Genomic DNA, 10,328 nt, shown 5'->3' with positions numbered 1-10,328 from the left:
CATTCATCGACAGTCTGCCTCTGGCCAAGGAGAAGATGCTCGTCGCATAAGACGATCTGACAATCAGGAGAAACCAAACATCCAGGAACCCCAACATAAAATGTCAGATCAAATCTTGGTTTTTACATGTGCCGAACTCGGATGGACATCTTGCATGAGGAATAAAAATGGTGACTCATCTTTCACTTTAGGATTCTTCCCCTGAAGCAAACATTTCTATACATCGCTCACGGAAGTGATTAGAACCAGTAGAGGAGATTCCATGAACACAAAGCCGGGCCATGAACCCGACGAATTAATTCATGAGGTCGATCCTGATAAGATCGGGGAGGTTCGATGCGAGTGCGGTCGTCTACAGGCTCGGCTTACTGAGACAGGCGTTGAAATTAAATGCAAGCGGTGCAAGAGAGTAACCATTATCCCACTCAAGAAGGGAAAATCGCGAGGGAGATAAGGAGAACTTAGGCGCTTGAAAAGATAAATATTGCAAAGATATGATTCAATAGGTCAATGAATTTCAATCATCTTCTAGTAGTTCAATTTTAGGGGGTTTTTCACCCCTTCCACCCGCCATGATGCAGGACGCTCCACTGTGACAGCAAAATAACCAAAACCCCCTTTTATCCTTTTCGGTTTTTTGGGATACAGAAAAAGAAAGTCGTTCCGTGTCCCCTTTGAGATTGAAGCCAGATCTTTCCGCCCGCCGAATCGATAATCTTTTTGACCGTCGCTAACCCAATTCCCGAGCCTTCTACCTCAACCTCTTTGAGGCGTTGGAAAACTCCGAAGATCTGCTCATGATTTTGTGGATCAATTCCAATTCCATTGTCTTTTACATAGAATTCTACGAATCCGTCTATTTCCCGACCTCCAATTTCGATCCTAGGGTAAGATTGATTCCCCATAAATTTAACCCCATTTGTAATGAGGTTTAAGAAAATCTGTTTCAAGGAGGTCGGGTCAAAAAAGGTTGTCGGAAGAGGAGAATGGATCGAGAGCTTGGTATTCCGCCGCTGGATGGGACCGATACATAGTTGCAAGACTTCCCGCAAAACCACTTCGGTTTGTAACACTTCCGGCTTTTCTGATCGCTTTCCCACTTTGTAAAACTCTAGAAGATCAACGATGAGCTTTTGCATAAAATTCACGTTTGCTTGAATACGGTTCAGATAGCGCTTTCCGTTGTCATCCAATTTTTCCCCATAGTCTTCTAATACCCTGGAAGCGAATCCATCCATGGAGACAACGGGGGCTTTTAGGTCATGGGAGACAGCATAAACAAACGATTCAAGATCACGGTTTTTTTCCTTCAACTGAGCCGTTCGCTCTTCAATTTTTCTCTCCAGGGATTTCGATAGCTCTTGTATCTCAGCCAATCCCTCGGCATTCTCCAGCGCCACCCCGGCCAGTGCAGCAATAAACTCCGCCAGCAGCTTCTCGTCCTCACCAAAAAGACTCCGGATCTGTCGATGTAGGGTGAAAACAACGGCCCGGACACTTCCTCGGACGACGATGGGTGCACAGAGCACCGAGGCAACCTTGGCATTCAGCAGGCGATCTCCAATATCATTGGCCATATCTGCCGTGAAAACGACAGAACCCCCTGCTTTAAGGCTTTGACGAACCAGCTCGATAATAAACTCGCTGCTTTCGACTTCGCTTACGGGGTTTGGGGGCGTTCCTTCCTTATATGTATCATTTATATCGATGATACGACACTCTTCGCTTCGAAGCAAGGCTAGCATCCCGTTGTAGATTTCGGAATAAATCGATTCTTTAGAATGGGCCGCGACGATTTTTCGGCCGACCTCTTGGAGGGTAGAAAATCGATCGACAAGAGAATGCGTGACCGGTTTCGTTTGCGGGTTATTCTCACAGGCCATTCCTTCGGTCCCCATTTCAAAGCCTGCTCCAAATGCGATAACCTCTCGGCGAGCTGCTTCGACTTCAAGGTTCGCACCAGGTTGAGCCATTATTGCATGCAATTCTGCTTGAGCGAGTCGGGTCTGGGCCGCTTCATACCTGGCGCCCTGGCGTTCTGCAACCTCTAGACTCTCTTTGAGACATTTCTCTGCCTGCTCGATACGCCCCTCAAGCATTGCCAACAGGCCGGTTTCACGAAGCGCGTGCGGAAGGCCGTTTTGGTACCAGCGGGCCATACGGAGACCTCGACGTGCCGCCCGGCGCGCGCGACGCAACAGCGCTTGTCGCCCCACCTGATCCAGAAAAGGTCTGGCTTCAGCCTCTTTACGCAGACAGGTGGCCACCCAGGTCTGAATGCCGGCGACATAGTCGCTCCTGAGCATGGCGGTATCCGCTACTTTTTGTGCCTTCTCGAAGGCTGACGCAGCTTCTCCGAAGCGTCCCTCCCCCAAGAGCCGGATCCCCTCTGCCTGGAGCGCGGCCTCAAAAATTTGCGGGTCATGCTTGGTGAGTTCCATCATCTCTTGGACGAGATTTGTCGGCACCCTCCCACCAGACGCCTTCGACCAGATTTCCAGGCACCAACTGCTCCCATGTATGTCTCCAATCTGTCTTCCCAAGTAGAAGACACGACGCGCTTCAGAAATCGCCTCTCGGAAGTTCCCCATTCGGTATAGCGCTGCTGACAGGGTAAAGCCTGCGATCAGGGCTTCCCAAAGATCTCCCGCGCGCGTGAGGAGTCTGATCCCCTCCCTGCAATTCTCGACGGCTGCGGGGAAGTCGGATCTGTTATAGTAGGCCATTCCGATAAATGCGTAGGAATGCCCCTGCCCCCAGACATCGCCCCGGGCCTTCGCGAAAGTAAGGGCTTTTTGAGGATAACGTAGCGACCGGCTAAAGTTGGGAAGAGCGCTCATGACGGGCGCTTGAGTGTCATAGATTAGCTGCAACTCAGGGGAGGGGGGATAACATTCAGCAATGTTCATTGACCGCTGGTTACTCCATAAGCATGCGATCGGTCCATGTAAAAACCACCATATATATCCCATCCGAATATAGAGGCGTGCGGCTAGGAGCCGCTCTTCTTCTCCTTCCAGCTTCCGACGATGCAAGAAGAGTCCTGGGAGAAAGGTATGGAAAGCTTGCACCACAGCTTCCCGCGACAGCCCCATCAGTAAGCAGACCAAGCTTTTTGGATTCGGGACCTTGTAGCCCAGTGATCGTAAACAACTTTGCAGCCTTTCATCGGCGCGGGGCAGGTCTCCACCTTTAAAGGCCAGATCACCAAGGAGACAATCAATTTCCACACGCTTGAATTTGTCCTTTGCAAGCAAACGGGCCTGTTCGAAATACGCACCGGCCTTGTCATAGTCGCCGAGTAGCATCATTGTTGTGCCAAGTCCCTCAATGACCCGACTGCGGAGTGCCTCATCTTCCGCGAGAAGACCCCGCTCGGCGATGCGATACTGCTGTTCTGCCACTTCCAATGCATATTGAGAGCGGGCCCGTTCAGCTGCGGCGAGCGCATACGGGAAGGCCCGTGCGGGGTCGCTGGAGGCATCAAAGTGGTAGGCGAGGTCAAAGACAAGATTTCTATCCCGCGATTCGAGCAGTATTGCCGCTTCTCGGTGCAAACGCTTGCGATTTTCTTCAGAAAGTCGTCCGAGCAAGCTCTCGCGCAGCTTGTCATGAAGGAAAGTACACCGTCGGCTGTCTGCATCCATCCAGACGATGTGCCGCCGTTGCGCCTCTCCCACCATTGCAAAGCCTTCTTGCGACGTTTGGCCCGTGATCGTCAGGGCAAACTCCAGATCAAAGCTCCTCCCAAGCACCGCGCCCACAGTCAGAAAAGAAAAAACTTCCTGCGGGAGTTGCTCCAGTCGGCGGACCAAAAACGCCTTGGCTTTTCCGGAGGCCTGGAGATTAACCAAGATGCTCGCTTCCACGCGCCATCCCGATGCGTTATACGCAATAGCGCCCGTCTCAACAAGGCCCTGTAGAACCGCTCCGGCCAAGAAGGGGTTCCCTTCTGCAAGCCGGGCCACTGCTGTCGTCGCTTCCTGAGGCAATGGACCGGCCATCGACTCGAGCAAGGCTTTCATATCTTCCTGCCCAAGAAGGTCGAGTGACAGTTCTGTGAGTGGCTTCAGGTACCGTATGGGGTGGTCCTTCGGGACCTCTTCGGTGCGGAATGAAAGAATAATCATCACAAAACGGCCAGAGCGATCCTCTGCCTCCTTCTGGCTCTGCCATTCTCTGAGTAGTTTCACGCTCAGACTATCCGACCATTGAGCGTCATCGAGTATGACTATGGCTGGCTTTGTCTGGGACCCGAGTAGATCGAGCAACACCCTCAAGGCTTGAATCGCCCGGATCTCGCCATGCTGTTCGTTGCCGAGAAGCGCCGAATTTCCCTCTCCCAAAACTTTAGCGAGCTTGGGCAAGGTGATGATGGCAGCTTCGCGGTGATCCCCCAGGCCTTGGGCAATCCTCTCTCCTAGTAAGGGATCGAAGCGGATGATCGAGATCAGTTCAGAGGCGACGTCATCGAGGATCTGAAATGCCTTTGCGCCGACTTGACTCTGTCCCGTGCCATGTAAGACCCTTGCTCCTTGCTGCAGAGCTCTTTGTGTAAACTCATAGAGTAGCCTCGATTTGCCGCCTCCCGACTCCGCTTCCACGAAAGCCAACCCCCCTTTTCCTCCCTTTGCCAAATCAAAGACTTTCTGAAGCTCTTTCAGTTCTCGACTTCGTCCAACAAAGGAGGACTCAGTGAGCTGCTGATATCGATCGTGCGAGCCGAGGACGAAAGTGGGCTCACGAATACCCTCTTCCAAAGCGGTGGCAATGTAAGCTAGATCGGCACTCACCGCCTCGGCGGATTGATACCGATCGCGAGGATCCTTCCGAAGCAGGCGTTGCAACAGCTCGTCTAAGATGCGAGGCACGCTCACGCTCAGGGTGAGAAGGTTGGGGGGTGGAGCGGAGAGGTGTTGCTGCAAGAGCTCGCCGATTGTTTTCCCTTCGAATGGAAGATGGCCCGTCAGGAGTTGAAACAGTAGAACACCTACGGCATAGAGATCGGAACGACCATCAAGAGTTCGATTTAAAAGACCAGCCGCTTCCGGTGAGGTATACCAAAGAGTATCCAATGGGATGTGATGGCCGTAATGATCGATCCCTCCGGTCAGGGAGTACCCAGAATCGATGAGTCTGATCTCTTCCGGAGAAGCGTCACCTGTTAAGATCACATTGGCCGGTTTCAAGTTGCGATGAACCAGGCCATGTTTATGCGCCTCACAAAGGGAGCGGAGGATTCCCAGAGTCACTGGAACGGCGCAACCTATCGGGAGCGGACTTCTACCAAGGCGCTCCGCGAGCGAGGCACCCTGGACAAACAGCCGGACGATATAGAACAGATCTTCCTCAACGCCAACAGCAAGCGGGGCGACCAAATGCGGACTCTGGATCTTGCCGAGCATATGCATTTCGTATTCCAGACGCTGATGAGCGGTAGCAGAAACTCTTGAGGCAGGGATTAGTTTGATGACGACCTCGCAACGCTTGGCAAAATCGGTTCCGAGCAGAGTCTTGATTCCCTGAGCTTCCTTTAGAAGTCGCGTCGGCTGGAAGCGATTACCAAAAAGGCGGCTCTTAAAGTCCGAATGATCCATTAGAATGCCTTTAGCGTGCACTGATTCTAACATCTGGAATTATATTCGAAGAATCTCTTCGGGGTCTATGTTCCTTTACTTCTCTTTATTTAGGATTCTTATTTTTGACTGGAATAATGGTTATCCTCTTGCACCGCTTGCATTTGATCTCGACGCCGAGCGAGGTAAGCCGAGCAACCAACTGGCCACAATCGCATCGGACTTGCGGATCTTCGGTAGTATCGATCTTTTGGTCTGAGTCTTTTTTCTTCTTAAGATTTTGGCTCGATTTCGTCACTGGACCTCCTTCTTGTTCATCCACCCCCTTCTCACCGTCTCTCGATTTTCTAACATTAGATGCTCGATATAAGAGTGGCCTGATCAATCCGCTTACAACCTATCCATATGTTCTTGGTCCGTTTTTTATTCCGCTTGACTGTATCATGATTAAGATTATATATTCAAGGTATATATGTAGAGATGACGGATAACTTGCGTGGCGGCGATAAGGATTCAGGAGCCGAAAGTTGGAAACCGGGTCACGGCATATGGCAAGAGCCCGGATTCAAAGAGGAGAGTGGGATGGACATATCACTTCGAGTATTAATTGTTGGAGATTCGAGGGAAGATGTCGAGTCGCTGTTGGTTGAACTATGCCGTGGCGGCTATGAGGTAACCTGTGACCGGGTGGATACGGCCGAAGGCATGACAAACGCATTGTCTGAAACCGAATGGGACGTTGTGATTGCCGCTTACAACCTGCCGAATTTCAGCGCTCCTGCCGCGTTGGACCTGTTGCAGAAAAGCGGGTTTGAGCTGCCATTCATTACGCTATCCGACGGCGTCGACGAAGATCTTGCTGTGAAGACAATGAAGGCCGGGGCGAAGGATTATATCCTAAAAGAAAATCTTCGGCGCCTGGTTCCTGTCGTCGAGCGAGAGCTGCGTGAGAGCCAAGTGCGTCGCGAGCGCAAAAAAATGGAAAAGGAACTTCAGCAGAGTGAGTACCGTTTTTTGCAATTGGCTGAGAATATCACCGAGGTTTTCTGGATGAGCAGCACCGATGAAAGCGGGATGCTCTATATTAGTCCCGCATATGAGAAGATATGGGGGCGGAACTATAAGAGCCTGTATGAACAGCCGACCACATGGCTGGATGCGATTCATCCGGATGATCGAGACAGGATCGAGAGAGCAGTCATGACCCATCAGCTTTTATGGATCCAGCACGGCGTAGGCTCCTATGATGAGGAGTTCCGGATCATCCGGCCGGATGGCTCGGTTCGCTGGATTCGAGATCGGGCCTTTCCGATTAAGGATGAATCGGGACGGATCTGCAGGATTACCGGAATCGCCGAGGATATCACTGAGTGCAAACAAGCTGAGAGGGAGAGAGAAGCGCTTCTTGCGCGTGAGCAGAAGGCGAGATTGGAAGCCCAGGAAGCGAATCGGCTGAAAGATGAATTCTTAGCGATCATCTCCGATGAATTGCGAATCCCGCTAAATGCCAACTATGGGTGGGCCCAGTTGCTCGGGATGGGAGGACTTGATCCCGAAAGACAGCAGATTGTATTGGAGGCGCTTGAGCAAAATGCAAGGGCGCGGGAGCACCTGATCAGAGCGCTTTTGGATGTCTCACATATGATTTCCGGAAAACTTCGCCTGGATCTCCGTCCATTGAGTTTGGTCCCGATTATTAAGGCCGCCGTTGAGACCGTTCGCCAGACAGCAGAGGCCAAGCGGATTGAGATGAAAATGATGCTCGATCCCTCCATTAATCCTGTCATGATTGATCCCGAGCGGCTGCAACAGGTGCTCGGGAACTTACTCTCCAATGCGATTAAGTTCACCCCCGATAAAGGACGCATCGAGATCTTTTTGGAGCAGGTGGATCCATATATTCAGATTCGTGTCAAAGATTACGGAATGGGTATTCCTTCTGACTTTCTGCCTTATATGTTCAACCGTTTTCGTCGGGCTGAGGGAAGCACCAAAAGATCGCAGAAAGGTTTAGGACTCGGTCTTGCCATCGTGAAACATCTCGTAGAGTTGCACGGCGGAAGCGTCTTGGCTGAAAGTCCGGGAGAGGGGAAGGGGGCAACAGTCACCGTCAGACTTCCGATCCGGGATGTTCAGAGAAAAGAGGATGACTCGGAACCGGGCCGTTCCCCCGCGAAACAGGAGGAATCTTTCGGTAGCCTTCCAGCGCTATATAACTGGAATCTACTTTTGGTCGATGATGAAGTGGATGTACGCACATTGCTGAAGATCGCCCTGGAAGGATATGGCATCCACGTGACGGCGGCCGCCTCGGCTCAGGAGGCATTAGAGATATTGGAGCGGAAGCGGCTCGATCTGCTAATCTCCGATATTCGGATGCCGATGGACGGCTATGTTTTGCTTGAAAAGGTCAGAGAATGGGAGAGGCAACGCGGCATCAGTAAAATTCCAGTGATTGCCCTGACCGCTTTTGCCAGGGAGGATGAGCACGAACGAGCCCTCTCTGCCGGCTTCCAAGCATATCTCCCAAAACAAGCCAAACCGGATGAGCTGATAACCGTCATTGCAAAAGTAATCAATCAGTTTACGGAAACTGCTTCATAGACAAGTTTAGTGCGCCGTAAATCAATAAAGGGATTAGCTCGACACAATCAAACAAACTATATTCCTCCATCAGTATTGATGAAAGGAAACGCTGGAGCAAGCCTGTACGTTCATTGGGCAGAACCAGATCTGCCGCCTATCGATTACCAATAAGGAGGGTATTGGAGGAAGGGGGCTCCCCGCGCAGTTTCATGGAATTAATCTACCCGCTGGATTGAACTAAGTATTAAAAAAAGCTTGACAAGGCATATGGATTATGCAAGATTGAATACTCAATTAATATTAAGAATTATTTTATACTCCTAAGAGGCTGGTGGTCGAAGGACCAAAGAACCCAGAAGCCCAAGGTGAGATACAATCACCATGGGCTTTTTATTTATAAAAATAACTCAGGAGATTCATTATAAGCTGACGATAAGAGTCCATACCGCATTAATTTCAGTTTCAAAGATCGCAGGTGCCTAAAATTAGGATGTGGAAAGAGAAAGAAAGTGCGTCATTGATTCTTTGTTTGGAAAGTCAGATGAAGCGTCGGTATTCTTTTGAAATTATGGGAACGACTCTTTAAAGGATTTGTCATGAAAAATCTTGGATTGAAAGGGTGGATTGTCGGTTTGTTTCTCATCGCCATCACCTTATCGGGATGCGGAAGCAGTGGAGAGGGCAGTGTTAAAAATGATATAGAGAGCGACTCTTCTGGAAATTCGGACGGGGGAGGGGGATCATCCGGAAATTCGGATGGCGGAGAGGGATCATCCAATCCCGCTCCGACGGAGCCTCCGACTTCTTCAGAAGATCTTGGCTTTAAAAAAGTCATGATCGATGGGGGGGGAATCACAGAACAGCAAATAGATGGGAACGGTCATTTGGTCGATGTTCCTGTTGAAGATGCCGGCGAAGCCACGACTGTCGCTGTCTATTCCGATTCCAATGGAACGACAGTTCATATCACCTACCTTTCGGCTTCTGACGGGGCGCTCAAACACGCCTGGTGTGCTAGCGAAAACGATTGCAGCTTCTTGGATAGCTGGCAAAAAGAGATCATCGATCAGGGGTCCGGCCCTCAAGGGTTGGGGCGAGATGGGAACATGGCAATCGATCAGAACCATCAGATCCACGTAAGCTACCGGGACTATGGCATCGCTCAGATCTCTATAGCGGCGAATCAATCCGCTATCGATCAGCTTCAATCTGATTCTAACAAGATTTTAAAATACGCGACGAACGCATCGGGTCGCTGGCAATCGGTTATCGTGGACGACACGACGGATGCGGTGACCTACACCCAGATCAAGGTGGACGGTAACGAGCGGATTCATATCAGCTACAAGGCTAAAAATCAGACCTTTGTAGATTCTGTCCACGGAATTCAGTCAGATAATGCCCTTTATTATGCGACCTGTTCTCAAAATTGTCTTAGGCCAGCGTCTACCGGGACCAAATCACCTGCCTGGACAAGGGTCAGGGTGGACGGAGGGTGGGAGCCGGGGAACAACAATTATGCCGAGCCGAACTCTACTTTTATCACCAACGACGCCATTCACATCAGTTACTATGCCAATGAGACGTTGAAATATGCCACCTGCCCGCTGACGACACCGGATAGCTGTAAAACAGTTCAGGAGTGGTCCCTGGGTGTTGTCGATGATATAGGGAATGTGGGAAGGGAGAACTCACTCGCTGTAAACAGCGATGGGGTCCATATTACCTATCGATCTCTTAATCCAGAAGGGAACGTCAAATATGCCTTCTGTGCAACCGGGAAAGATTGTACCCAGAAGGGAAATTGGACAACCATTACAGTCGACTCGAATCCGGGGACCGGGAAGTGTACGCAGATAAGAATCGATGGACAAAACCGTCTTCATGTCATCTATGGAGATAGCAGAAACGGCGATCTGAAATATGCCTTCTGCGTCGGGGGGTGCATCGATCCAAGTCAGTGGAGTCTTTATCTTATCGACGCTCCCGGAACGATAGGCGGGGATGGCTATTTGGCGCTGGAATCGGATGGACCCGATCAAACTGTCCATGTGAGTTACCGAGATGGCGGCAACTATGCGTTAAAGTATGCCTTTGGACCAACGCCTATTCCTGATTGAAAGGTTATTAATACGGGATAAAGCAGGATCAGCTTGATCCACAAAG

At 50.6% G+C, this 10,328-nt stretch carries 3 protein-coding genes; 2 read left to right on the top strand and 1 reads right to left on the bottom strand.

Annotated elements, in window-relative coordinates:
* Positions 1 to 620: 620 nt before the first annotated feature.
* Entirely contained in the window at positions 621 to 5,597 is a 4,977-nt protein-coding gene (locus tag MNODULE_RS24125) for a protein kinase domain-containing protein (RefSeq protein ID WP_168063759.1), read from the bottom strand.
* 561 nt (positions 5,598 to 6,158) lie between these two features.
* Here MNODULE_RS24125 and MNODULE_RS24120 point away from each other — a divergent pair.
* Positions 6,159 to 8,180, top strand: coding sequence for a hybrid sensor histidine kinase/response regulator (locus MNODULE_RS24120; protein WP_168063758.1), 2,022 nt, complete (start codon positions 6,159 to 6,161; stop codon positions 8,178 to 8,180).
* Between the two features lie 578 nt (positions 8,181 to 8,758).
* A complete protein-coding gene (locus MNODULE_RS24115; RefSeq protein ID WP_168063757.1) occupies positions 8,759 to 10,282 on the top strand; it encodes a hypothetical protein in 1,524 nt (507 codons plus the stop codon).
* Positions 10,283 to 10,328 lie beyond the last annotated feature (46 nt).

The organism is Candidatus Manganitrophus noduliformans (genome assembly GCF_012184425.1).
In the GTDB taxonomy this organism is placed as follows: domain Bacteria; phylum Nitrospirota; class Nitrospiria; order SBBL01; family Manganitrophaceae; genus Manganitrophus; species Manganitrophus noduliformans.
The sequence above is the reverse complement of the archived record's forward strand: the minus strand, read 5'-3'. Positions and strand labels throughout refer to the sequence as shown.